Annotated in this window: 18 protein-coding genes; 7 read left to right on the top strand and 11 right to left on the bottom strand. The window is 73.4% G+C overall.

Annotated features, from left to right (window positions below):
* Positions 1-9: 9 nt before the first annotated feature.
* Positions 10-1,422 (top strand): O-antigen ligase family protein, encoded by a 1,413-nt coding sequence (locus tag AAEM63_RS14065; RefSeq protein ID WP_341358873.1) that lies wholly within the window; start codon positions 10-12, stop codon positions 1,420-1,422.
* Entirely contained in the window at positions 1,419-2,333 is a 915-nt protein-coding gene (locus AAEM63_RS14060; protein WP_341358872.1) for a glycosyltransferase family A protein, read from the top strand. Before AAEM63_RS14065 ends, AAEM63_RS14060 begins: the two co-directional genes overlap by 4 nt.
* Here the strand turns inward: AAEM63_RS14060 and AAEM63_RS14055 are convergent.
* The 7 genes from AAEM63_RS14055 to AAEM63_RS14025 all read right to left on the bottom strand — a co-directional run bounded on the left by AAEM63_RS14055 (position 2,215) and on the right by AAEM63_RS14025 (position 15,287).
* Complete coding sequence (locus AAEM63_RS14055; RefSeq protein ID WP_341358871.1) at positions 2,215-3,459, bottom strand: glycosyltransferase family 4 protein; 1,245 nt, start codon at positions 3,457-3,459, stop codon at positions 2,215-2,217. The two genes, AAEM63_RS14060 and AAEM63_RS14055, sit on opposite strands and share 119 nt — an antisense overlap.
* Before the next feature lie 85 nt (positions 3,460-3,544).
* Positions 3,545-8,953 (bottom strand): peroxidase family protein, encoded by a 5,409-nt coding sequence (locus AAEM63_RS14050; RefSeq protein WP_341358870.1) that lies wholly within the window; start codon positions 8,951-8,953, stop codon positions 3,545-3,547.
* A gap of 833 nt (positions 8,954-9,786) precedes the next feature.
* Positions 9,787-10,788, bottom strand: coding sequence for an ABC transporter ATP-binding protein (locus tag AAEM63_RS14045; protein ID WP_341358869.1), 1,002 nt, complete (start codon positions 10,786-10,788; stop codon positions 9,787-9,789).
* Positions 10,785-11,828 (bottom strand): ABC transporter ATP-binding protein, encoded by a 1,044-nt coding sequence (locus tag AAEM63_RS14040; protein ID WP_341358868.1) that lies wholly within the window; start codon positions 11,826-11,828, stop codon positions 10,785-10,787. The genes AAEM63_RS14045 and AAEM63_RS14040 overlap by 4 nt, the downstream gene beginning before the upstream one ends.
* The gene (locus tag AAEM63_RS14035) at positions 11,828-12,760 is read right to left on the bottom strand and encodes an ABC transporter permease (RefSeq protein ID WP_341358867.1); all 933 of its coding nucleotides are present in this window, start codon (positions 12,758-12,760) and stop codon (positions 11,828-11,830) included. Before AAEM63_RS14035 ends, AAEM63_RS14040 begins: the two co-directional genes overlap by 1 nt.
* Positions 12,757-13,701 carry an ABC transporter permease gene (locus AAEM63_RS14030; RefSeq protein ID WP_341358866.1) on the bottom strand — a complete coding sequence of 315 codons (945 nt, stop codon included), beginning with the start codon at positions 13,699-13,701 and terminating at the stop codon, positions 12,757-12,759. The genes AAEM63_RS14035 and AAEM63_RS14030 overlap by 4 nt, the downstream gene beginning before the upstream one ends.
* Positions 13,702-13,715: 14 nt before the next feature.
* Positions 13,716-15,287 (bottom strand): ABC transporter substrate-binding protein, encoded by a 1,572-nt coding sequence (locus AAEM63_RS14025; protein ID WP_341358865.1) that lies wholly within the window; start codon positions 15,285-15,287, stop codon positions 13,716-13,718.
* A 126-nt stretch (positions 15,288-15,413) separates the two neighbouring features.
* On the opposite strand from AAEM63_RS14025, the gene AAEM63_RS14020 reads away from it, so the two are divergent.
* Positions 15,414-16,109 (top strand): DUF1028 domain-containing protein, encoded by a 696-nt coding sequence (locus AAEM63_RS14020; protein WP_341358864.1) that lies wholly within the window; start codon positions 15,414-15,416, stop codon positions 16,107-16,109.
* Between the two features lie 57 nt (positions 16,110-16,166).
* Here AAEM63_RS14020 and AAEM63_RS14015 read toward each other — a convergent pair whose 3' ends face one another.
* The 3 genes from AAEM63_RS14015 to AAEM63_RS14005 form a co-directional block, all read right to left on the bottom strand.
* Positions 16,167-16,748: an XRE family transcriptional regulator gene (locus AAEM63_RS14015; RefSeq protein WP_341358863.1), complete on the bottom strand. Its 582-nt coding sequence runs from the start codon at positions 16,746-16,748 to the stop codon at positions 16,167-16,169.
* 224 nt (positions 16,749-16,972) lie between these two features.
* Positions 16,973-17,311 (bottom strand): acyl-CoA carboxylase epsilon subunit, encoded by a 339-nt coding sequence (locus tag AAEM63_RS14010; RefSeq protein WP_341358862.1) that lies wholly within the window; start codon positions 17,309-17,311, stop codon positions 16,973-16,975.
* On the bottom strand, positions 17,308-18,918 hold the full coding sequence (locus AAEM63_RS14005) for an acyl-CoA carboxylase subunit beta (RefSeq protein ID WP_341358861.1): 1,611 nt from the start codon (positions 18,916-18,918) through the stop codon (positions 17,308-17,310). Before AAEM63_RS14005 ends, AAEM63_RS14010 begins: the two co-directional genes overlap by 4 nt.
* Positions 18,919-19,031: 113 nt before the next feature.
* Here AAEM63_RS14005 and AAEM63_RS14000 point away from each other — a divergent pair, with 113 nt between their 5' ends.
* The 4 genes from AAEM63_RS14000 to AAEM63_RS13985 all read left to right on the top strand — a co-directional run bounded on the left by AAEM63_RS14000 (position 19,032) and on the right by AAEM63_RS13985 (position 23,184).
* The gene (locus AAEM63_RS14000; protein ID WP_341358860.1) at positions 19,032-19,853 is read left to right on the top strand and encodes a biotin--[acetyl-CoA-carboxylase] ligase; all 822 of its coding nucleotides are present in this window, start codon (positions 19,032-19,034) and stop codon (positions 19,851-19,853) included.
* Positions 19,854-19,896: 43 nt separating this feature from the next.
* Complete coding sequence (locus AAEM63_RS13995; protein ID WP_341358859.1) at positions 19,897-20,988, top strand: adenylate/guanylate cyclase domain-containing protein; 1,092 nt, start codon at positions 19,897-19,899, stop codon at positions 20,986-20,988.
* A gap of 180 nt (positions 20,989-21,168) precedes the next feature.
* The gene (locus AAEM63_RS13990) at positions 21,169-21,855 is read left to right on the top strand and encodes a response regulator transcription factor (RefSeq protein ID WP_123914083.1); all 687 of its coding nucleotides are present in this window, start codon (positions 21,169-21,171) and stop codon (positions 21,853-21,855) included.
* A 6-nt stretch (positions 21,856-21,861) separates the two neighbouring features.
* Positions 21,862-23,184, top strand: coding sequence for an ATP-binding protein (locus tag AAEM63_RS13985; protein ID WP_341358858.1), 1,323 nt, complete (start codon positions 21,862-21,864; stop codon positions 23,182-23,184).
* Here the strand turns inward: AAEM63_RS13985 and AAEM63_RS13980 are convergent.
* Complete coding sequence (locus tag AAEM63_RS13980) at positions 23,153-23,698, bottom strand: GtrA family protein (RefSeq protein ID WP_341358857.1); 546 nt, start codon at positions 23,696-23,698, stop codon at positions 23,153-23,155. The genes AAEM63_RS13985 and AAEM63_RS13980 overlap by 32 nt on opposite strands.
* Positions 23,699-23,713: the final 15 nt, after the last annotated feature.

The raw sequence follows: 23,713 nt of genomic DNA, 5'->3' as shown, positions 1-23,713 counted from the left end.
GATGCCCCCGTGAGGGAGTACGTGCTGCCGGGGGTGGTCACCGCGGTCGCGGTCGCCGCGGCCCTGTGGCTGCCGCGCCTGGCGCTGAGCGTCCGCGCCGCGTTCGCCGTGTTCTTCCTCGCCATGCTCGCCAACGGTGTCGCCCTCGAGGTGGGCCCCGCGACGGTCCGGGTCGAGCTGCTCGCCCTCGCCCTGCTGGCCCTTGCGGCCGTCCTCGACGGGCGCGGGACGGGGCCGCCTCCCGTGCGTGCTGGGGCGGTGGCGACGGCGGGCCTCGCGGCGTGGTGGGCGGCGTCGTTCCTCTCCTCCGTCCTCGTGGCGCCGGAGCCGGTGCGCTCGCTGTTCATGCTCCTCAACCTCACCGCCGGGGTGGCCGCATACTTCCTCGTGCTCCGGCTCGCGCCGCACCACGCCGCCCTCGTCCGCACCGGGACGTGGATCCTCGGTGCCGTGTGCGCCGTCTCGCTCGTCCTGCTCGTCGCCCTGCCCCCCGAGACCACCCCGCTGGTCGCCTCGTCCCAGGGCGGCGGGCTGCCCCGGGTGCGGGGGCTCGCCCTGGAGCCGAACCTCATGGGGGGCATCTGTGCCGGCTGGCTCGCCGTCATGGTGCACCGGCGCCGCCAGCTCTCGCCGCGGCACCTGCTCCTCGCCGTGCCCGTCGTCGTCGCCCTGGTGCTCACCAACACCCGGGCGGCCTGGGTGGCCCTGGCCGTCGTGCTGGCCTTCTGGGCGCTCACGCGGCACGGACGGGTGCTCCGGTCGCCGCCGGCCCTCATGGTCTACGCCCTGGGGGCCGGGCTCCTCCTCGCGCGCTGGGGCGAGCTGCGCGCGGAGCCGGGCTCGCTGGTGTGGAAGATCGAGAACCTCCTCAACTTCGAGATCGGGACCGGCTCGTACCGCGTGGACACCTGGCGCCTCGCCCTGGCCGATCTCGACGCCGCCGACGCGTGGCTGTTCGGCCTCGGCGTGAACTCCTACGCGCAGCGCCACCCGGTGGACATCACCGGCGTGACCGAGGGGTACGTGGGCAACCTCTGGATCGCCTGGCTCTACGACGCCGGCGTCGTCGGGGTGCTCGCGTTCGCGGTGCTCCTCCTCGCCCTCTGGGCGCGCAGCGCGGACCGGCTCGGGGCGCTGCCCGTCTTCCTCGCCGTCGTGCTCACCTCGACGTCGACGAACGGATTCTGGATGACCTTCCCGTGGGTCTTCCTTGCGCTGGCCGCCACGTCGGCACGACCGGCCGGGCCGGCGGGCGGGGCCGGACGGGACCGGGCCGGTGGGCTCCTCGCCCCGGAGGCAGCCGACCGCATGACCGTCGCCGCCGGGGCCGGAGCCCTGGACGCTCGCCGGGACGGTGGGGCGCCCCGAGACGGTGGGGCTCGCGGAGACGATGGGGCTCGCGGAGACGGCGGGCGTCGGTGACCACCGGGCTCGGCGTGGTCATCCCCGCCTACCAGGCCGAGCGCACCCTGGCCCGGGCGGTGGCCAGCGCCCGGGCGTGCGGGGCCGAGGAGGTCGTCGTCGTCGACGACGGCTCCACCGACTCCACCGCGGCGCTCGCCCGGAGCCTCGGCTGCACCACCCTCGTCCAGCCCAACGCCGGGGCGGCCGCCGCCCGCCGGGCGGGTGTGCGGGCCTGCACGTCGCCGGCGATCGTCCTTCTCGACGCCGACGACGAGCTCGTGCCGTCCGGGGTCGCCCGTTCGCTCTCGCTGCTGCCCACCCGTGGTCCGGGGTGCGCGGGGGTGGGCGGGGTGACCCTGGCCGTCGCGCCCGGGGGTGGCGAGCGGGCCATGCGGGCCCGGCGCCGGCGCGTGCACCTCGACGACCTCCTGCGCGACGGCTTCGCCCCCGGTGCCCCGGCGGCGATCGTGTGGCGTGCCCCCGTCCTGCGCGCCGCCGTCGCCGATGCACCCCCGGGCCTGTGGCCGGCCTACGCGGAGGACTACGAGCTGACCGTCCGCGCCGTCGGGTCCGGCCACCTGGAGTTCCACGACGAGGTCAGTGCGCGCTACACGCTGGCCGGCGGCAAGTCCACCGAGGACCCGATGCGCAGCATCGCGGCGTCCGAGGCCATCCGCCTGCACTACGCCGGCGTGCACGCCGTGCCGGTGCGCCCACGCGCGCCGCGCGCGCTGCGCGCCCGGGTGCTCCTGCGCCAGGCCATGAACCTGCGGGCGGGGGGGCCCCGCACCGACCCGCGGTACGGGGATCTCATCCTGCGAGCCGCGGCGGCGGACCCGGGGCTCGTGGCCGCGATGGCCGCACGGAGGGTCCGCGACGGCCTCTCCCGTGACCGCCTGTCCCGGCGCCGGCGTCGAGCAGTGCCGTGAGCGCCTCCCCGTAGCGCCCCAGGGAGAAGTGCTCGAGGGCGTACGCCCGGGCCTGCCGGCCCTGCTCCCTGGCCCCGGCCGGGTCGGCCGCGACGGCGCGGAGGCCCTCGGCGAGGGCGTCGGCGGACCCCGGCTCGACGAGCAGCCCGGTCCGGGGCGCGTCGGCGAGCACCTCGGCGAGGCCCTGCACCCGGGCGGCCACGACCGGACGGGCGGCGAGCATCGCCTCGACCGCGGAGTTGCCGAACGTCTCCGCCCGCGACGGCACCAGGACGACGTCGGCGGCCTCGAGGGCGGCGCGGGTGGGGTGGACGTACCCGTGGAGACGGACCGCGCCGGCCAGGTCCGGCCGGGCCACCCGGTGGCGGAGCTGGTCCTCGAACCACTCGTAGCCCGGGAAGACGCTGCCGTAGAGGTCGAGCGTGACGGGCAGGCCGGTCGCGCGCAGCCGGGCCACCGCCTCCACGGCGAGGTCCACGCCCTTCTTGGGCGAGAGCCGGCCGACCACGGCCACCGCCAGCGGGTCCGCCGGTCGTCGTGCCCGGGGAGCGCACGGGGGACCGTCGTCGGGCACCCCGTTGTGGACGACGGCGGCACGGCGCACGAGGGGCCGGGTCGCGGTCACGGTCGCCAGGGTCGCGCCGCTGTTCGCCACGACCGTGCGGGCGAGGACCAGGGGGAGGTTGAGGGCCGTGCGCACGACCCACGGCTGGTCGTCCTCGGCCTCGTGGACGTGGCACAGGGCCGGCACACCCGCGAGCCGGCCGGCGAGGAGCCACGGCGGGATGGTGAGGGTGTTGACGTAGAGCAGGTCCGGGTCGAGGCGGCGCAGCGTGCGGACCATCCGGACCACCGCCGGCAGACCGGCCAGGCCCCACCGGAGCATGCCGGCCGGGGTGAGAACGGACTTGCGCAGCACCGGGAAGGCCACGACGGCGGTGGTCGCGCCCCGCTCGCGAAGCAGTCCGTGCAGGGGACCGTCCTCGGGCAGGAGCACGTGCGCCTGCCAGCCGGCCGCCACAGCGGCCCTGACGGTCTCGAGGAGCTGGCGGTCCGAGCCGTACAGGTCTGGCGACGGGTGCACGAGCAGCAGGCAGCGTTGCTGCTGCGCCCGGTTCCCGGTCATGCGCCGCCTCCCGTCTGCGTGCCTGAGATCCATGGGGGCGGGGGCCCGGGCTGACGCCCGGGCCCCCGCCGCCTGTTCGGTCGGGTCAGCCGCCCGGCACCACCTCGGTCGCCGCCGAGGCGGCGTTCTCGTTGGTACCGAGGTCGTCGGTGTAGCTGACGACCAGGCGCAGGGCGGAGCCCTGGTCCTCGGCGGTCACCTGGTAGGTCGGGACCGGGTCGAGACCCGTGCCCGACGCCCCGGCGATGTCGGTCCAGGTGTCCCCGGTGCCGCGCTGCCAGCGCCACGCGCCGGTCGTGCCGGCGACGAGGCCGGTCGTGCCGTCGGCGTCCTCCGGCGCCGTGGCCATCCGCACGAAGTCACCCAGGATGGGCGCCGCCGGGATGATCGTCGGTGCCACCGGGGCGTCGTTGACGTTCTGGACGAAGACCGGTGACGGGTCGGAGAGCACGATCTGGGTGGCCCCGGCGGTGTCGGTGTACGACGCCACAACGCGGACCTGCCAGTCGACCTCGGCGTCACCGAGCGTGAAGTTGCCGGTGTTGTTCGCCTGGGTCGTGATCCACTGGTCGGTGATGCCGTCCTGGGCCACGTCCTGGGCGATCTGGAGCTCGTAGAGCACCGGTCCGACCACGCTGGCCGGGGCGACGAGCTGGAGGTCGGTGGTGAGCGCCTCGTCCTCGACGAACGTCGAGGTCAGGGTGATCGTGCCGTTCTCCTGGGTGCAGTCCGTCGGGTCGCCCAGGCCTGCGGGCAGACACAGGGTGACGTCGTTGAACCGCAGCCGCTCGACGTTGCGGACGACGTCGGCGCGGGCGGCGCCCACGACGGTGTTCGTCACGCGCCAGACGTTGTCCTCGAGCTGCACGATGGTGTAGTCGAGCTCGCTGCCCGAGAATTCCACCGTGTCGATCGCGTCGGCCTGGTTGGTGGTGTCGTTCTGCAGACGCCGCTCGGTGTAGAGGTCCGCGGGGTTGATCGTCCCGTTGACCATCCGCACGGCGTAGGCGTTGATGCTGGCCTGCCGCTCGACGACGTCGCCGCCGCCCGGCCGGTGGACCACGTTGACATCCAGCCAGGCGTCGCCGTCGATGAAGTTGCGGCCGAGGCGGGGTTCGATCAGGTCGCTGCCCTGACCGCCCAGCAGGATGTTGTTGTTGAAGTCCATGTCCAGCTCCGTCTGCCCGACCAGGAACGGCAGGGCGTACGGCGGGAGCTCGCCACCACCGAGGAGCTCACGCAGACCGATGACCCGGTCCAGGTGTTCCTGCGTGAGGCGGTTGCCGTAGCCGAGGCCCGCGGTGGCGCCGTCGAGCGCCTCCGCGGCCTGGGCCCCGCGGATGACGTCGTTGCCGTCCCAGCCGGAGACGGCCTCGACGTTGAGGTAGCGGTCACGGATTGCGGTGAGGTTCTGCGGGATGCCGAACACCAGCGCGAGGTCGGTGTTGAGCGGGACGCCGGTGCCCTTGTTGGTCACCCAGTCGAACCCGAGCATGCCGCCGAAGCGCTCGGTGCCCAGGCCGGCGACCATGATGTCGTCGCCGCCCTCGGCGTCGTGGTCGTTGTTGCCGGGACCACCGATGATGACGTCGTGCCCGCCGTGGCTGAGGTTCGGGTCGTTCATCATCGTGTTGGAGTTGTCCCCGACCAGCAGGTCGTGGCCCAGGCCACCCTCGATCCAGTCGTCGTTCTCGTGACCGATGAGGTTGTCCGGCCCGGTGGAGCCGAGCAGGAAGTCGTCACCGAGGCCACCGAAGGAGGTCGCCTTGTCCTGGCCGCCGATGATGAAGTCCTTGCCGGACCCGCCGAAGAGGATGTCCCCGAGGCCGGGTCCGCCGCTGATGACGTCGTTGCCGGCCTCCCCCTGGATGCGGTCGTCACCGTTGAGGTCGGTGAGGATGTCGTCGCCGTCGCCGCCCATGATGGCGTCGACGCCGTCGTCGCCCTCGATGCGGTCGTTGCCGGCGAGGCCCCAGATGGAGTCGTCGCCGATACCGCCGCGGACGTTGTCGGCCTGGTCGGTGCCCTGGATGAAGATGTGCTCGCCGCCGGTGAAGCGCCACTGGCCGCCCAGCAGGGTCAGGCCCGCCGCCTGGAGGTCGGCAGCCGGGTCCGCGAGGTCGAAGGAGATCTGCGGGTCGGCGAAGACGTCGTGCGGGAGCCCGTCCGTCGAGGTGTTGCGCAGCATGATCTGCGACAGCGAGTTGGCCTCGAGAGTGCTGAAAAGGGTGTTGCCGAGGTTGCGGTTGAGATAGTAGAACCGGTCGCCGTTCTGCAGGCTCTCGAGCTGCTGCTCGAACACGAAGTTGAACGTCGTACCGAGCATCCCACCGAAGACGAACGGTTTCTCCGCGAGGCCGCCCATCCAGAAGTCGACGTCGTCGAGACCGGTCTGGGCCGCCGGGGCGGTCATGAAGGCCGCGTCGGCGACGAGCGCCTCGGCGGCGGTGCGCCGTCCCTCGATGGTGGTGACGCCGTCGAGGGTGGGATGGACGCCGTAGGCCGCCACGAAGTTGAGGATCGACTCCGGGTTCTTCATGCTCAGACGGAAGTCCTCCCAGCTGCTGTAGGGCTCGAGCTCCGGCGCCTGCGTGGCGTCGAAGAAGCTCGCCCGGGCCGCCTGCAGCGGGGGGACGCCGGTCTCACGGGCGCGGAGCATGTTGATCGACGGCAGGTCGAGCGGGAGACCGAGGAGCTCGTTGCGAAGAGTGTCCGTGACGAACTCGTCGATCCCGCTGGCGGTCTGTTGGGCCATGCCCTGGATGACGGAGCCCGCTGCTACCTCGGGGGAGAGCCTCTCGCCGTTCGGGCCGGTCCGGAACCCCACGGGGTTGAGGAAGGCGTCCAGCAGAGGGATCTCCTCGGTCACGCCGTTGAACTCGCGGTCGACGGTCTGGGTGAGCATCGAGTGTCCGAACCGGTAGACGACGTGTGCGAACTCCGCCGAGATGGCCGGGTTGATGTCCGGCACGTAGGAGTTCTCGTTGAGGACCGTCGGATCGATGTTCGGCTGGATGCGGCGCGCGAACTCCTCGAAGACCAGGTGCTGATACTGCATCTCGGTGAGGAAGCGGGCCGCCTGGAACAGGCGCTCGCCGTAGTCCCAGAACCCGTCTGCCTGGAAGCCGGTCAGGAGCCCGGGTGGCGCCTCGGTCGTGAGGAACGAGTCGACCTGCTCCATGACCCGGTTGTGCTCGGCGTGGAAGACCTGGTGGACGGCCGTCAGGGCGATGTTCTCGTTGCCGCGCCCGTCACCGGTGACGAAGTGCGCGTCGAGCGAGGCGTTGTCGTACCCGGCGGGCGGGTCCTGCGGCACCGCGCCGTGCGCGATGTCGTCGAGGAAGGAGGTGTTGGCCCTCAACGCTCCCTCGGTCGAGATCGGCGCCGCGGGGTTGCCCTCGACGAACCCGCCCTCGAAGGCCACCTGGGGGAAGCCGTTCGGGCCCGGGACGAACCGGCCGTAGGGATCGGTCATGAGGAGCGGGACGTTGAGGACGTCGGAGTCGACGAGGTCGATGCCGAAGATCTCCCGGGCCTGCGCCTTGGTGTCGGCCCACGTCGCCAGGCCGCCGTCGACGCCGTCGAGGAGTCGGCCGGTGAATACCGGCACGCCGCCGACGAGGTCGTAGTCACGCAGGAAGACCTGGTGCGACGGGTGCGAGGTGTACGTCTGGTTCTGGTCGATGAACGGTGTGGTGCGGTTCGTGTGCTCGCGGCCGCCACCGGTGGTGTCGATCGTCGCACGGTCGAGGACGAAGAAGTTCGTCGGCGACCCCGGGACGTACAGCGGGTCGTCCGGCTGCAGCGGGACCATGACGGCACCGTTACCGCCCTTGGACACGAGGTCGAGCCCGTGGTCGAAGAACTGGCCGAAGATCGTGAAGAGCCCAGTGGCCGAGGCCGAGAGGCCCTCGTCCGTGGCGATGTCCGGGATGAAGATGTCGGTCCCGGCGATGAGACCGGAGACCTGCTGCTCCATGGCCGCGGACACCGAGGGCAGACCACCGAAGATGGTCACCCGCTGGGGGCTGAGGCGCTGGAGCTCCGCCGCGACCGCGGCGGGCAGCGTGCCGGTGCTCGGGACGAGCAGGAGCGGCCCACCGGCCAGGCCGGCGACCGGACCGCCCGCCAGGGCGTCCGGGTAGTTGCCGCCGTTGGCGAGGAACACCTCGGTCGTCGCCGTGGGGTAGTTGGCCACGGAGATGGCGACGGAGGTGGTGTAGCGGTCGGTCCCCGACACGCGGTTGACGGCCGGGGCGTAGGCGCCGAGGGCGGCCAGCGTCGCATCCGAGACCGAGGCGCTCGAGCCGAGGACCACGATCTCCTGCGGTGCGAGGCGGCTGAGCTCGGCGGCCGTCTCGGCGGGCAAGGAGCTCGTGTTGGTCAGCAGGATCGGGTGACCGTCGCGGGCCGCGGGGGCCGAGGCCGAGAGCGCGTCCGGGAAGTTGAAGCCGGTCGTGACGTATACGCGTGCGACGCCCGGTGCGAAGGTCGCGGCGCTGATCGCGGCGGCCGTGGCGAACCGGTTGGGTCCGGCGAGGCGGGTGACCGTCCCGGTGGTGTAGCTCGTGAGGATGTCGGCGACGGCGTCGTTGACGCTCGGGGTGCCGCCGAGGATGACGATGTTCTGCGGCTGGAGGCGCAGGAGCTCGGCAGCCGTGGCCGCCGGCACGCCGGTGCCCGAGACCAGGAGCAGGGGGCCCCCGCCCGCCGCCGCGGCGGGACCGCCCGCGAGCGCGTCGGGGAAGTTCTGCCCGGTGGCGATGAACACGACGGGGACACCGGGCCCGAACCGCGAGGCGCTGATCGCCGCCGCGGTCGCGAAGCGGTCGGCCCCGGAGAGCCGGGCGATCGTCGCGCCGTTGATGACCCCGGCGCCCTCGACCCGGGCAGCGACGTCGACCGCGGCGGGGTTGGCCGTCGTCTGGTCGACGATGAGGTTCGAGATGGTGCGGACCTCGGAGTCGAAGACGAGGCCCTGGGTCTGCTCGTACGTCGTCGGCGCACCCACGTTCGGGAACCCGAACCCGTCGGGCACGGGGTCGGCGGTGCGGTACTGCGCCTCGAGCAGGCGCGGGAAGATCTGCCCACCGGCGCCGTAGCCGTCCTGGCCGGGGAGGAGGTTGTTCCACCGGCCGTCGACGGTGCGCAGGCCGAAGGGGAGGGTGGGGGCGCCCACACAGGGGTCGCCGTCGGCGTCGAAGTGGGTCTGGGTGGCCGGGTCGAAGCTGTTGCCGGGGCGGCACAGCGGTGAGGAGTCGGGGTTCTCGGTGACCACGTCCTCGGCGTGCGCCTCGGAGATCTGGATCTGCTTGAGGATGAACTCGAGGTCGCCGGTCGTGACGTTGAAGTCCTGACCGGGCGGCGGGGCGGCACCGGCGGGGCCGGTGGCGACGAACACTCCGGACAGCATGACGGCGCTCGCCGAGACGAGTGCCCCCAGCCTGGTCGCTCTGGTGCGGCGGTCCTGACGGTGCCGCGGTACTTCGGCCATCGTTGGCTCCTTACCAAGGTGGTCGGAAAGCTTCGGGTCCTGCGAGGTGGCGGAGGGCCGGGCCCAGCGCCGCGTGCTGCTGATCTGTGCTGGCGGTCCGCGGGCTACCCGCAGCGTGGCCCGGAGTCGTCGTCGGTCCCGAGGGAGGACCGGGGCAGGGCCCGGCGAGTGCGGGGGTCCCGGGGGGCGGCCGTGCGACGTGGCGTGGGCCGGCAGGAGCAGCGGCCGCGCCGGGTGCGCCTGGGGCGCCGGGGGCGGCCGGTCGTCGCGAGGGGGAGGGGGGCGCAGTGGCGCACCGGGCGCATCGACCGTGCCTCGGTCGTCGTCGTCCCCATGTCCCGGCCTCCAGCCTGAGCTGTGGGCCCCCCCAAATCGCCGTCGGCCGCACGTGCGCCGATCGGTGTTCCCCACGTGTGAGCCTCCCGCGCCCGTCAGGGCCCCTCAATCCCCAAACTTGAGTCCCCAGGACCCCCCACGTTGGGGGTTGCGAGTGGGTGGTGCCGGGGGAGCCGGGCCGAGGCGCCTGGTCCAGGGGGGACCGGGTGCAGGACCGCGCGGCCGGCTCGAGAGAAGAGCCCGCCCTGAGCGACCGCCCGGAGCGACCGCCCGGAGCGACCGCCCGGAGCGACCGCCCGGAGCGACCGCCCGGAGCGACCGTCCGGAGCGACCGGCCGGCACGACTTGTCTCGGCAAGGTCGCCGGCGGTTCGGGCGAAAACTCTGTCAGGAATGGTCTGACGGAGTTTTCGGCGTGCGGCGGCGGACGGCGTGTGGCGTGCGGCGTGAGGCAGGTGGCCGGCGGTGCGGTGCGGTGTGTGCGGACGGGGGTGTGGGTCAGCGCACCGGGTCGGGGGAGAGGATGCTCTCGCCCGCCCGGATGCACGCCGCCACGTGGTCGGGTCCGAGCTCGACGGGCGGTGGCAGCTGCTCCGCGCAGGCCTGGATCGCCAGGGGGCAGCGGGTGCGGAACACGCAGCCGGAGGGCGGGTGGATCGGGGAGGGGACGTCACCGGTGAGCAGCACACGCTCACGGGCCCGCTCCTCGACCGGGTCCTCGCGGGGGATGGCCGACATGAGCGCCTGGGTGTAGGGGTGACCCGGCGCGGCGTAGATCTGCTCCTGCGTGGCGGACTCCATGAGCCGGCCGAGATACATCACCTGCACGCGGTGGCTCATGTGGGCGACCGAGGCGAGGTCGTGGGAGATGAAGAGGTAGGCCAGGCCCAGCTCGTCCTGGAGACGCCGCAGGAGGTTCATGATCTGCGCCTGGACGGAGACGTCGAGGGAGGCGGTGGCCTCGTCGAGGACGAGGACCGCCGGCTCCCCGGCCAGGGCCCGGGCGATGCAGACGCGCTGACGCTGGCCGCCGGAGAGCTCGTGGGGGTAGTGGTCGAGGAACCGGTCGGGCAGGCCGACGAGGTCCATGAGCTCGGCCACGCGGGGGCGCCGGGCCCGGCCCGTGTGCAGGCGGTGGATCTCCAGCGGCTCGCTCACCGACTCCGCGACCGTCGCGCGCGGGTCGAGCGAGGCGAGGGGGTCCTGGAAGACCATGGCGATCCGCCGCCGCAGGTCCCGCAGGTGCCGGCCCCGGGCGGTGAGGACGTCCTCACCCTCGAGCAGCACCCTCCCGGCGGTCGGCTCGACGAGCCGCAGCAGGGCGTTGCCCACCGTGGACTTGCCCGAGCCGGACTCCCCGACGAGCCCGAGGGTCTCGCCCCGGCCGAGGGTGAACGAGACGTCCTCGACGGCGTGGACGTACTGGCGCTCGCGCCGCCCGGTGCCGTGGACGGGGAAGAGCACCTGGAGGTTCTCCACGCGCAGCAGGTCCTGGTTCATCGGGCACCTCCGTAGAAGGACCGGACGAGGTGACCGGGGGCGACCTCGAGGAGGTCGGGGCGGTCGGTGGCGCACCGGGGGTCGTCGCGGACGGTGCACCGGTCGTAGAAGACGCAGCCGTGCGGGAGGTGCCGCGGGTCGGGCGGGGCGCCGGGGATGGTCGTGAGGGTCTCCTCGGGGCTGCCCAGGTGGGGCCGCGAGGCGAACAGGCCGGCGGTGTAGGGGTGGGCGCGCTCGCGGAAGAGGGTGACGACGTCGGCCTGCTCGACCACCTGGCCGCCGTACATGACCGCCACCTCGTCGGCGAGCCCGCCCACGACGGCGAGGTCGTGGCTGATCCACACGACCGCGGTGCCCAGGCGCTCCTGGAGCGAGCGGACGGCGTCGATGATCTGGGCCTGGATCGTGACGTCCAGGGCGGTGGTGGCCTCGTCGGCGATGAGGACGTCGGGGTCGCACGACAGGGCGATGGCGATCATGACGCGCTGGCGCATGCCGCCGGAGAGCTCGTGGGGGTAGGCGCGCAGCCGCCGCTCGGGGTCGGGGATGCCCACGAGCTCGAGGAGCTCGAGGGCGCGGCCCCGTGCTGCGCGGCGCGTCATGCCCAGGTGCTCCTCGAGGCCCTCGGTGAGCTGGCGCTCGACGTCGAGGATCGGGTTGAGGGAGGTGGCCGGGTCCTGGAAGACGAACCCGATCCGCCGGCCGCGCACCCGGCGGCGGTCCTCGGCCCCCATGGTCAGCAGGTCCCCGGAGGGTGGGGCGGACCTGCCTGCCGCGGAGCCGCGCGCACGACCGCCGGTGGCCGCCCCCTCGGCGGGGAGGCCGGCGTCGGGCCGCCGGTCGAGCAGGACGGAGCCGGAGACCTTCGCCAGGGGCGGGCCCACCAGCCCGGTCGCGGCCAGGACGGACATCGACTTGCCGGACCCGGACTCCCCGACGATGCCGAGGGTCTGCCCGCGCTCGACGGACCAGCTCACCCCCCGCACGATGTGCGCGGAGCCGATCCGGACGTGGAGGTCGCTCACGCTCAGGGCGGGCATCAGCGTCCCCCGTCCCCGCCGCGCACGTCGAGCACGTCCCGCAGGGCGTCACCGAGGAGGTTGAAGGACAGCACGGTCACGAACACCGCGAGCCCCGGGAAGACGCTCATCCACCACGCCTGGTCGAGGAAGGCCCGCGCGTCGTAGAGCATCCGCCCCCACGACGGGTCCGGCGGCTGCACGCCCAGGCCGAGGAAGGACAGGGCGGCCTCGGAGAGGATCGCGAACGCGAGCGAGAGGGAGGTCTGGACGATGATCGGCGCGGTGACGTTGGGCAGGACGTGGCGACGGATGATCCGACCCGACCGGGCCCCGAGCGAGACGGAGGCACGCACGTACGGCTCGGTGCGCACGCTGAGGACGCTGGCGCGGGTGACCCGGGCGAAGATCGGGACGTACACCACCCCGATGGCGATCATCGCCGTCGTCAGGCCCGGCCCGAGGATGGCCACGATGGCCATGGCGAGAAGCATGACCGGGAATGCGAACATCACGTCCGCCGTGCGCATGATCACGGTGTCGAGCCAGCCGCCGAAGTAGCCGGCCACGAGGCCCAGCCCGACCCCGGCGACGAGGGCGATGGAGACCGAGACGAGGCTGACGAGCATGGACACCCGGGCGGAGAGGACGACCCGGGAGAGCACGTCGCGGCCGAGCTCGTCGGTGCCGAACCAGTGCTCGGCGCCGGGCGGGCGCAGGGCGCGGGTGACGTCGACGTCGTTGACCCCGTAGGGGGCGAGCCACGGCCCGGCGACGGCCAGGACGACCACCACGGTGAGCACGACGAGCGACGCGACGGCGACGGGCCGGTGCAGGAGCCGGCCGAGCGAGCGCTGCCAGGACGGGCGGCGGGCCGCCGTCGGCGCGGCCGGGGTGCCCGCGGGCTCGGCCGGCGGGCCCGCGGGTGGGACGGGTGCGGCGGTCGTGGTCATGAGCTCACCCGGATCCGTGGGTCGACGCGGGCGTAGAGCACGTCGACCACGAGGTTGACGAGGAGGAAGATCGCCGCGATGAGGAGCACCGCGCCCTGCAGGAGCGGGTAGTCGCGGGCGGAGACGGCGTCGAAGACCAGCCGGCCGAGCCCGGGCCAGGCGAAGACCACCTCGACGACGATCAGCCCGCCCAGCATCGTGGCCAGCTGCGTGCCCGTGATCGTCAGGACCGGCACCAGCGCGTTGCGCACGACGTGCCGGCCGAGCACCACCCGCCGCCGCAGCCCCTTGGACTCGGCCGTGCGCACGTGGTCCATGCTGAGCGACTCCAGCACCGACGAGCGCACGTAGCGGGTGAGGATCGAGCCGGCGACCAGCCCGACCGTCACGCCCGGCATGGCCACCCGTCGCGCCCACTGGAGCGGGTCCTCGGTGAGGGGGACGTACCCCGACGGCGGGAGCCAGCCGAGGGTGGAGGAGAACAGCAGGATGAGCAGCAGTCCCATCCAGAAGTCCGGCACGGAGACCCCGACCTGGCTCACGGCCCGCACGACGGCGTCGGAGGCCCTGCCGTGGTGGAGCGCGGACCAGATGCCGAGCGGGAACGCCATGGCCAGCGCGACGACGATCCCGACGCCGGCCAGGGACAACGTCGCGGGCAGCCGGGACAGGAGGATCTGGGTGACCGGCTCCCCCGAGCGGAAGGAGACGCCGAGGTCGCCGGTCACCGCGGAGGTGACGTAGCTGAGGTACTGCTGCGGCAGGGGCTGGTCGAGCCCCGAGGCCCGGCGCAGCGCCTCGTAGACCTCGGGGTCGAACCGGGTGCCCATGGCGATGCGGACCGGGTCGCCGGGCACGAGGTGGACGATCGCGAAGACGACGACCGTCACCCCGACGAGCACCACGAGGGCGTGCCCGGCGCGCCGGAGCAGGAAGGCCATGGCTCAGGTGCCGCTCAGAGGCTGACGTCGCGGAAGCGGATCGCGCGGTCGCCGCGCACCTCGTAGCCGCTCACGTCGGGCGACCACGCCTGCACGACGTCGGGGTTGTAGAGGTAGATGTAGCTCGCCTCGTCCGCGACGGTCGTGGCGACCTGGTCGTAGATCTCCTTGCGGGCGGCCTGGTCGGTCTCGGTGCGGCCGGCGTCGAGGAGCTCGTCCACCTCGGGGTTGGCGTAGCCCTGGTAGTTGTTCTGGCCCTCGGAGTGGTGCTGGCCGTAGTAGAAGTCGTCCGGGTCGATGTTGCCGAGCCAGCCCATCATGAGCATGTCGAAGTTGCCCTGGCCCTGCTCGTCGAGCCACGTGCCGAAGTCCAGGGTGCGGATCTCCGTGCCGATGCCGACCTCGTCGAGCTGGCTGGCGATGATCTGGGCCGCCTGGACGGTCTCGGGGTAGTCGGTGGCGACCATGAGGTCGATCGTGAGCTCGCCCTCGGCCACGCCCGTCCCCTCCAGGAGGGTGCGCGCCTGCTCCGGGTCGTGGGTGTAGCCGTCGTACTCGGTGTACCAGTCGCTCGACTCCGGGATCGCCGTCTGGTTGACCGTGGCGTTGCCGAACATCGTCGCCTCGGTGATGGCCTCGCGGTCGATCGCGAAGGAGATCGCCCGGCGCACGTCGACGTCGCCGAAGGGCTCGCGCTCCTGGTTCAGCGCGAGGTACCAGTAGTCGTTCGAGCCGACCTGGCCGAGCTCGACGTCCTCGCCGTCGGTCAGGCTCGCCACCTGCTGGGGCGGGATGTTGTCGGTCCAGTGGATCTCCCCGGACTGCAGGGCGGCGAGCGCCGTCGTCGGCTCGGGGATGAACTCGAAGGTGACGCCCGCGACCTCGGGCGCGCCGCCCCAGTAGTCGGGGTTGGCGGTGAGGTCGATGCTCTCGCCCGAGGCGTAGCTGTCCACGACGAACGGTCCGGTGCCTACCGGGGCGGTCCCGATCTCGCCGGACTCGACGTTCTCCTGCTGGACCACGGCCATGCCCTTGAAGCCGCCGATGTTCGCCAGGAGGTTGGGCGAGGGGCTGGAGACGGTGAAGACGACCGTGCGCTCGTCGGGGGCCTCGATGCCCGTCACGGCGGAGAGGCGCCAGGAGTTGGAGAGGTTCTCGTCGATGATCCGGTTGAAGGAGTAGACGACGTCCTCGGCCGTGAGGTCGGAGCCGTCGTGCCACGTCACGCCCTCACGCAGGGTGAAGGTCCAGGTGAGCTGGTCGTCGCTGACCTCCCAGTCCTCGGCCAGGGCCGGCTGCATGACGAGGTTCTCGTCGGGCTCGACCAGGGTGTCGAAGACGTTCTCCAGCACCTGGAAGGAGAAGTAGGAGGTGGTCGACTGCGGGTCGAGCTGGTCGGGCTCGCCGGCGATGCCGGCGACGAGGACCTCACCCGACGCCTCGCCGTCGCCGCCGGCCGCGCCGGTCTCGTCGCCGGAGCCGTCCACGTCCACCCCGTCGCCGGTGCTGCAGGCGGCGAGCAGGGCGGTGGCGGCCAAGGTGGCACCGAGCATGACCCGGCGTCGGCGGGGGTGGTGGAGGGACATGGCGGGCTCCTTGCGGTCGCGGCGGGGGTACCTTCGCCTCAGTGAAGATTCCGTCAGTCTGTTGCCAACACCCGGTGCGCGCAAGGCGGTCTCATGGAGTTCACCCAACTGTGACATGGGAGTGACATGACGTTCTCGATCGTGGCGCTGAGCCCGGACGGCCACTACCTCGGCGTCGCCACGGCCACGCGGACCCTCGCCGTGGGGGCAGTGGTGCCGGCCGCCGCGCCCCGGGCGGGCGCGCTCGCGACCCAGGCCTACACCAACCGGACCTTCCGCTCACGGGTCCTCGAGCTGCTCCGGCAGGGCGTCGCCCCGGCCGAGGTCCTGGAGGTCCTGCGCGGGGAGGACTCCGAGTTCGACCACCGCCAGCTCGGCGTCGTCGACGGCGCCGGGCGCAGCGCCACCTGGACCGGCCCGGGGTGCTCGGCCTGGGCGGGCGGGCGCCACGGGCCCCTTTACGCCGTCGTCGGCAACCTGCTCACCGGTCCGGAGGTGCTCGACGCGATGGAGGGCACGTACCTCGCCGCGGCGACGCCGTCCTTCCCGCAGCTGCTCGTCGACGCCCTCCGGGCGGGGGAGAGCGCCGGCGGGGACCGCCGTGGCCGCCAGAGCGCTGCGCTCTACGTCGTCGCGAACGAGGCCGCCGACATCGCCCCGCCGGTGGCGGTGGTCGACCTGCGGGTCGACGACCACCCGGCCCCGGTGGCCGAGCTCGGCCGTCTGCTGGGAGTCTGGCACGCCGAGGTCGAGGCCGAGGAGGAGCGCCGCGGCCGTCCGGTGGTCCCCGAGGCGCGGACGGTCGGTGAGCTGCGCTGGTGAGACCTCGCGGCCATTCGTCGTCGTGCGGTCCGGGTGGCTCCGCGGCGGCGTGACCGGTCAGCCCGCGACGGGCGTGACCGCGCCGAGCACCACGCAGGGCTCGTCGCCGGGGTTGGCCCACCAGTGGCTGCGCGAGCAGTCGTAGGTGATGGTGTCCCCGGCGCCGAGCTCGTGCCGCACGCCGTCGAGGACGACGTCGAGGCGACCCTCGAGCACGTGCGCGCACTCCGTCCCCAGGTGCCGGAACGGGCGGCCCTCGTTGGAGTAGCGCGGCGGCATGACGGTCCGGATGACCTGTAGCGGCAGCCGCAGGTCGGGGGTGAGGAGCTCGCGGACGAACCCCGGCTCCGGGTCGAGGGTCGCCAGGAGCGTGCGGTGGTCGGCCCGGACGACCGGCTCGCCGCGGTGCTCGGCGTCCTGCAGGAGGGTGACGACCGTGACGCCGAAGGCGTCCGCGAGGCGGGTGAGGGTGCTGAGCGAGGGGTTGCCCTGGCCCCGCTCGAGCTGGCTCACCGAGCCGGCGCTGACGCCGGACCGTGCGGCCAGCTGCTCCACGGACAGGGCCCGGCGCTGGCGGGCGCGGCGGACCGTCGACCCGAGGGCGACGACGCCGTCCGCCCGTGCACGCCCCTCGACCACCCGACCATCGTAGGGCCGGCGTCGATGAGCTCAGGCTGAAGACCTTGTCAGGAATGTCCTGATGGAAGTTTCGGCTTGATGGTGCGGCGCGGGCTCGGGGTCTGCCAGGGCATGAGGGCGTGATGCGGGCGCGGGCGCGGGGTCTGCCAGGGCATGCGGGCGTGATGCGGGCGCGGGCGCGGGCGCGGAGGTGAGGGTGTGGCGCGGGGCGTGTGCCGGCGCGATCAGGGGTGCAACGACCAGCGCCACGCGCCAGGGCCGGGGGCGTGGGCGGCCCCGAGCGGCCGGGCGCGGTCGGTCCAGCGGGTACGGACCTGCTCGGCCCCCTCGTCGGGCAGGCCGCCGAGCTCGGCGGCCGCCGCCCGGGCCGCCACGAGGCCCGCGACGAGCGCCGCCAGCTCGACCTCGTCGGGTGCGCCGTGCACGACGCGCACCGCGGCGGTGGCCGGCAGCGCACCGTCCCCGGCCGGCCCGGCGCCGGCCAGGGCGACGGCGACGGTGTCGTCGTCGCCGGAGAACTCCTCGGGCGTGGCGGCCGAGAGGCGCGCGTGGGTGGTGGTCACAGCGGGATGTTCCCGTGCTTCTTGGCGGGCAGGCTCGCCCGCTTGGTGCGCAGCGCCCGGAGCGCACGCACGACCTGCACGCGGGTCTCGGACGGGGTGATGACGGCGTCGACGTAGCCGCGCCGGGCGGCGTCCCACGGGTTGACGAGGGCCTCCTCGTAGTCGGCGACGAGCCGGGCCCGCTCGGCCTCGACGTCGCCGCCGGCGTCGGCCACCTTCTTCAGCGCCGAGCGCTGGAGGATGTTCACCGCCCCGCCGGAGCCCATGACGGCGATCTGGGCGGTCGGCCAGGCGAGGTTGATGTCGGCGCCGAGCTGCTTGGAGCCCATGACGATGTACGCGCCGCCGTAGGCCTTGCGGGTGATGAGGGTGACCAGCGGGACGGTCGCCTCGGCGTAGGCGTAGATGAGCTTGGCGCCGCGCCGGATGATCCCGTTCCACTCCTGGTCGGTGCCGGGCAGGAAGCCGGGCACGTCGACGAACGTCAGGACCGGGAGGTTGAACGCGTCACAGGTGCGCACGAACCGGGCCGCCTTCTCGGAGGCGTTGATGTCCAGGGTCCCGGCCATCTGCAGGGGCTGGTTCGCCACGATCCCGACGGGCCGGCCCTCGACGTGGCCGAACGCGGTGATGATGTTCTGGGCGTAGCCCGGCTGGACCTCGAGCAGCTCGCCGTCGTCGACGATGTGCTCGACGACCGTGCGCATGTCGTAGGGCTGGTTGTCCGAGTCCGGGACGAGGGTGTCGAGCTCGGCGTCGGCGTCGGTCACCTCGAGCGCGGACTCGGCCTCGGCGGCCGGCACGGGCCAGGAGGGGGCGTCGGAGAGGTTGTTCGACGGGAGGTAGGACAGCAGCGCGCGCACGTAGTCGATGGCGTCGTCCTCGTCGGCGGCCTGGTAGTGGGCAACGCCGGAGCGCTGGGCGTGGGTGGCCGCGCCCCCGAGCTCCTCGAAGCCCACCTCCTCGCCGGTGACCGCCTTGATGACGTCGGGGCCGGTGATGAACATGTTCGAGGTGCCCTCGGCCATGACGATGAAGTCGGTCAGGGCGGGGGAGTAGACGGCACCGCCGGCGCTCGGGCCGAGGATGAGGGAGATCTGCGGGACCACCCCGGAGGCCGCCACGTTGCGCCGGAAGATCTCGGCGAACTGCGTCAGGGCCGCGACGCCCTCCTGGATGCGGGCGCCGCCGCCGTCGGAGATCCCCACCACGGGCACCCCGGTGCGCAGGGCGAGGTCCATGACCTTGGTGATCTTCTGGCCGTGGACCTCGCCGAGGGAGCCGCCGAAGACGGTGAAGTCCTGGGAGTAGACGCACACCTGCCGGCCGTCGACCGTGCCGTACCCGGTGACGACGCCGTCGCCGGGCACCTGGCGTCGCTCCAGGCCGAAGGCGGTGGAGCGGTGCGTGGCGAAGGCGTCCAGCTCGGTGAACGAGCCCGGGTCGAGGAGGGCCTCGAGACGCTCGCGGGCGGACTTCTTGCCCCGACCGTGCTGCTTCTCCCGGGCGGCCTCGGCCGGTGCGGTGATGCCGGCCTCGACCCGGTCCGCGAGGTCCGCGAGCTTCGCGGCGGTGGTGGTCGAGGTCTTCTCGGTCGTATCGGTCACGTCCCCGAGGGTAGTTGTCGGACCTCCACCCCTCCTTGGGCAGGATGTGCGTGTTCGGACCCAGGTGGTTGTGCGGGTCCCACAAATCGGCCCCCGGTGGTTCCATGGGGGCCATGGACGACGGCGCCGCCCCCTTCTCCCGGACCGTGCGCGTCGCGCGCACGGGCTCGACCAGCACCGACCTGCGCGAGGCCGCCGCCCGCGAGCCCGGGCGGTGGCCGCACCTGTCGGTGCTCGTGGCCGACGCCCAGGACGCGGGCCGGGGCCGCGCGGGACGGTCCTGGGTCACGCCCCCGGGCCAGGCGCTGACCGCCTCGGTGCTCGTGCGTCCGCGCGTGCCCGCCGAGGATCTCGCCTGGGTCACGCTCCTCACGGGCCTGGCGGTCCTGCGGGCGGTGGAGGAGGTCCTCACGCATGACGGCACCGCGGCGGGGCACCGGGTCGCGCTCAAGTGGCCCAACGACGTCGTCGTGGTCGACGCCGGCGAGGAGGACCTGCCGGGCTGGGGCCGGGACCGCAAGGTGGCCGGCGTCCTGGCCGAGGTGGTGCCCGGGCAGCCCCCCGCCGTCGTCCTGGGGATCGGGGTCAACGTCGCGCAGGAGCGTCCGGGGCTGCCCGTCGCGTGGGCGACGTCGCTCACGCTCGAGGGCGCGTCGACGACGCCGGACGACGTCCTCGCCGCGGTGGGCCGGCGCCTGGTCGCCCTCCTGGACCGGTGGGAGGCGGCCGGCGGGGACGCCGGCTCCCTCGCCGGCGAGGTGGCCGCCCGTTGCGCCACGCTCGGGCAGGAGGTCGCCGTCGACCTGCCGGGCGGTGAGCGGCTCGAGGGCACCGCGGTCTCGCTGGGCGGCGACGGGGCGCTGCTCGTCCGCACCGAGGACGGCCGGGAGGTGCCCGTGCGCGCCGGGGACGTCAGCCACGTCCGTTCTCGCTGACGGCCGCCGACGTGCCGCCCGGGTCGCGGGCTAGGCTGCGACGGTGACGACCGAGCCAGGGACGAGCGGCGTGCCCGAGGCCGTCCCGGACCGGACGGACGACATCGGCGAGGCGCGCTCGATCAGCGCGCCGTCCTCCACGGTGGCCGAGCACCTCGACCAGCTCCTGGGCGGCCCTGCCCGGTACACGATCATCGAGCTGGCGCAGCGGGCCGGGGTGTCGGTGGACCTCGCCCGGACGTTCTGGAAGGCGATGGCGTTCCCCAACGTCCAGGACGACGTCGTCCTCTTCGGTGACGGCGACGTCGCCGCCCTGCAGGAGATGGCCGCGCTCGTCGACGACGGCCGCCTCGACATGACGGCCGTCATCTCGCTCCTGCGTGCGCAGTCCCACATGACCGACCGGCTGGTGCTCTGGCAGACCGAGGCCCTCATCGAGCACGCCGCCCGCACCCTCGAGCTCGACGACGTCTCGGCGCGGCTCGTCGTGCTCGACAAGCTGCCCGGCATCGTCGACGTCCTCCAGGCCCAGCTCAACTACGCCTGGCGCCGCCAGCTCGGAGCCCTCATGGTGCGCACCGAGGCCGAGGTGGCGGAGATGCGCCAGCCGGACACCGACCCGTTCCACCTGCCCCTCCAGCGCGCGCTGGGGTTCGTGGACATGGTCGCCTACACCCGCCGGTCGACCGAGCTGGGCTCCCGCGCGCTCGCCGACCTCGTCCAGACCTTCGAGTACACCTCCCGCGACGTCATCACCACGCACGGTGCCCGCGTGGTCAAGACCATCGGTGACGCCATCCTCTACGTCGCCGACGACCTGCCGACGGCGGCGGAGGTGACGGTCGACCTCATCGAGGCCCTGCACGCGAAGGAGAACATGCTGCCCGTCCGGGCGGCCGTGGTGTGGGGCGGGGTGCTCTCGCGCAACGGCGACGTCTTCGGGCCCACGGTCAACCTCGCCTCGCGCCTGGTCGACGTCGCCCCGCCCGGTGCGATCCTCATGGACCCGGACACCGCACGGGCGATGTCGCTCACCCCTGTCGCGCGCCGGTACACGATGGTCCCGCGCGACGTCGCCGACCTGCAGGGCCTGGGCCAGGTCATGCCGTACGAGCTGCGCCGGGTCCCCGGCTGAGCTGCGCCGGGGTGCCCGGCTGATTCGCGTCCGAGGCCCCGGCCGAGCTGCGCCCGGGAGCCCGGCCGAGCCGGCCCTGAGACCCCGTCACTGGGCGCGCCGCGCCCCTGTGACCTGCGACGACGCCACCTGGTGAGCAAGGCTTGACCCTTTGTTGACGTTCTGTCCTACGATGACGGCGTGACTAACGTGCTGCTGGTAGAGGACGACCCGGCGATCGCCGAGCCGCTGGCCCGGGCGCTCGGGCGGGAGGGGTACGACGTCCGTCCCCACGGCACCGGCCAGGCCGCGATCGACGACCTGCCGAACGGCGTCGACCTCGTCGTCCTCGACCTCGGACTGCCGGACATGGACGGCCTCGACGTCGCCCGCCACATCCGCAACCAGGGCCTGACCCTGCCGATCCTCGTCCTCACCGCCCGGGCCGACGAGGTCGACCTCGTCGTGGGCCTCGACGCCGGTGCCGACGACTACGTGACCAAGCCCTTCCGCCTGGCCGAGCTCCTGGCGCGGGTGCGGGCGCTGCTGCGCCGCGCGGGCGGGGACGTCACGGAGGAGGACGAGCTCGTCGCCCAGGACGTGCGGGTCGACGTCGCCGCGCACCGCGCCTTCCGCGGCACGCGCGAGATGCACCTCACGGCCAAGGAGTTCGAGCTGCTGCGCGTGCTCGTGCGCGACGCCGGCTCGGTCGTGGGCCGCGAGACCCTCATGCGCGAGGTGTGGGGGACGGACCCCACCGGCTCGACGAAGACCCTGGACATGCACGTGTCCTGGCTGCGCCGCAAGCTCGGTGACGACGCCAACGACCCGAAGTACATCACCACCGTGCGCGGGATGGGCTTCCGGTTCGAGACGTCCGGGAGCTAGCCTCCCGTGCGCCGCCGCGCGACCCAGATGATCCTCGTCGCGGTCACCGCGGCGGTCCTCATCCTCGGTGTCCCGATGGCCGTCTTCGGGGCGATCCTCGTGTGGGAGTCCGAGAGCTCCACCCTCGACCTGCGCGCGTCCTCCCTGGGCCGCTCCATCGAGCGGCGCCTCGTCAACGACCAGGAGCTCAGCGACTCGATGCTCGAGCCGTGGGTCGACGGCACCGTCAACCTCGAGGCCGGGATCCTCGTCCAGGGGCCCGACGGCGAGCAGTACCGCGCGGGGCCGGTGTTCACCGACCGTGTGGTCCGGTCCCTGCAGGTCACCCCCTCCGGCGCCACCGTGCGGATGGACGTCGACGCGTGGCAGGTGCGCTGGCGCTCGATCAGCGTGGTCCTGCTCGTCGCCTCGGGCGTCGTCGCGGCGTTCGCCGTCGGCCTCGCGGTGGCGCGGCGGCAGGCCCGCAAGCTCTCCGCGCCGCTGATCTACCTCGCCGCCTCGGCGGAGCAGGTCGGCTCGGGCCTGGTGCGCCCCCGGATGAAGCCCACCGGCATCGAGGAGATCGACCTCGTCGCCGCCGAGCTCGCCCGCACCTCCGACCGGCTCGCCGGGCGCCTCGCCGCGGAGCGGCAGTTCGCCGCCGACGCCTCCCACCAGCTGCGCACCCCGCTGACGGCCCTGTCGATGCGCCTGGAGGAGATCGAGGCCCTCAGCGAGCAGGACGAGGTGCGCGAGGAGGCCCACCTGGCGCTGGAGCAGACCGAGCGCCTGACCGGCGTCGTCGAGGACCTGCTGCGCACCTCCCGCTCCGCCGGCGGCGGCACCACCGAGGCGGTCCACCTCGGGGACGTCTTCGAGCAGCAGCGGGAGGAGTGGGCCCGCACCTTCAAGAAGGCCAAGCGCGAGCTCGTCTTCGACGACGCGGCCGGCCTGGCCGTCCTGGCCACCCCGGGCTCGCTCGCCCAGGTCCTGGCGACGCTGCTGGAGAACGCCCTGCGCTACGGCGCGGGGACCACAAGGGTGGTCTCACGGCCCACCGCGACCGGCAAGGGCGTCTTCGTCGACGTCTCCGACGACGGGCCCGGCGTGGACGACGAGCTGGCCCCCGACATCTTCACCAAGCACGTCTCCGGCGGGTCCGGCACGGGCCTCGGCCTGGCCCTGGCGCGGGACCTCGTCGCCGCCGACGGCGGCCGGCTCGAGCTGAGCCAGCGGCGCCCGCCCGTCTTCACGATCTTCCTCAACGCCGTCCCGGCCGCGCTCGACCCCGACGTCGTCCTGCCCCAGGGGGCGCTCGTCAGCGTGGGGCGGCGCCGCCGTCGGCGGTGAAGACGAGGTAGCGGTAGCACACGTAGCGGAACGCGGTGCCCAGCACGAGCCCGACCCCGTTGGCCGCGATGTTGTCGGCCAGCGGGGAGGTGAACCCCAGCACGTAGTGGCTCACGGCGAGCACACCGACGGCGATCGCCATCCCGCCGAGGTTGACCAGGGCGAACATCGTCAGCTCCCGGCGGCGCGAGGACTGCCGGGAGCCGGCGAACGTCCAGTACCGGTTGCCCAGCCACGCCACGACCACCGCGACGGTGACCGAGACGACCTTCGCCGTCAGCGGCTTGTCGCCGAGGAGCTCGCCGGGACCGAACCGCAGGAGGTTGAACAGCCCGACGTCGACGACGTACGCGGAGCCGCCGACGGCGAGGAAGCGCACCAGCTCGACGAACCAGGCGCGCAGGCTCTGACCGCGCAGGAGCCGCCCGAGCAGGCCGGTGCGGGGGTGTCCCGGCTCGGCGCGGTCGGTGCCCGCGGGGGTCGCGGGGGCGTCCTGTCCGCGGAACGTCGTCACCGCCTCAGGGTAACC

Source organism: Georgenia sp. M64 (assembly GCF_038049925.1).
Lineage (GTDB): Bacteria > Actinomycetota > Actinomycetes > Actinomycetales > Actinomycetaceae > Georgenia.
Note: the sequence above shows the minus strand (reverse complement) of the source record. Positions and strands in the feature narration are given on the sequence as shown.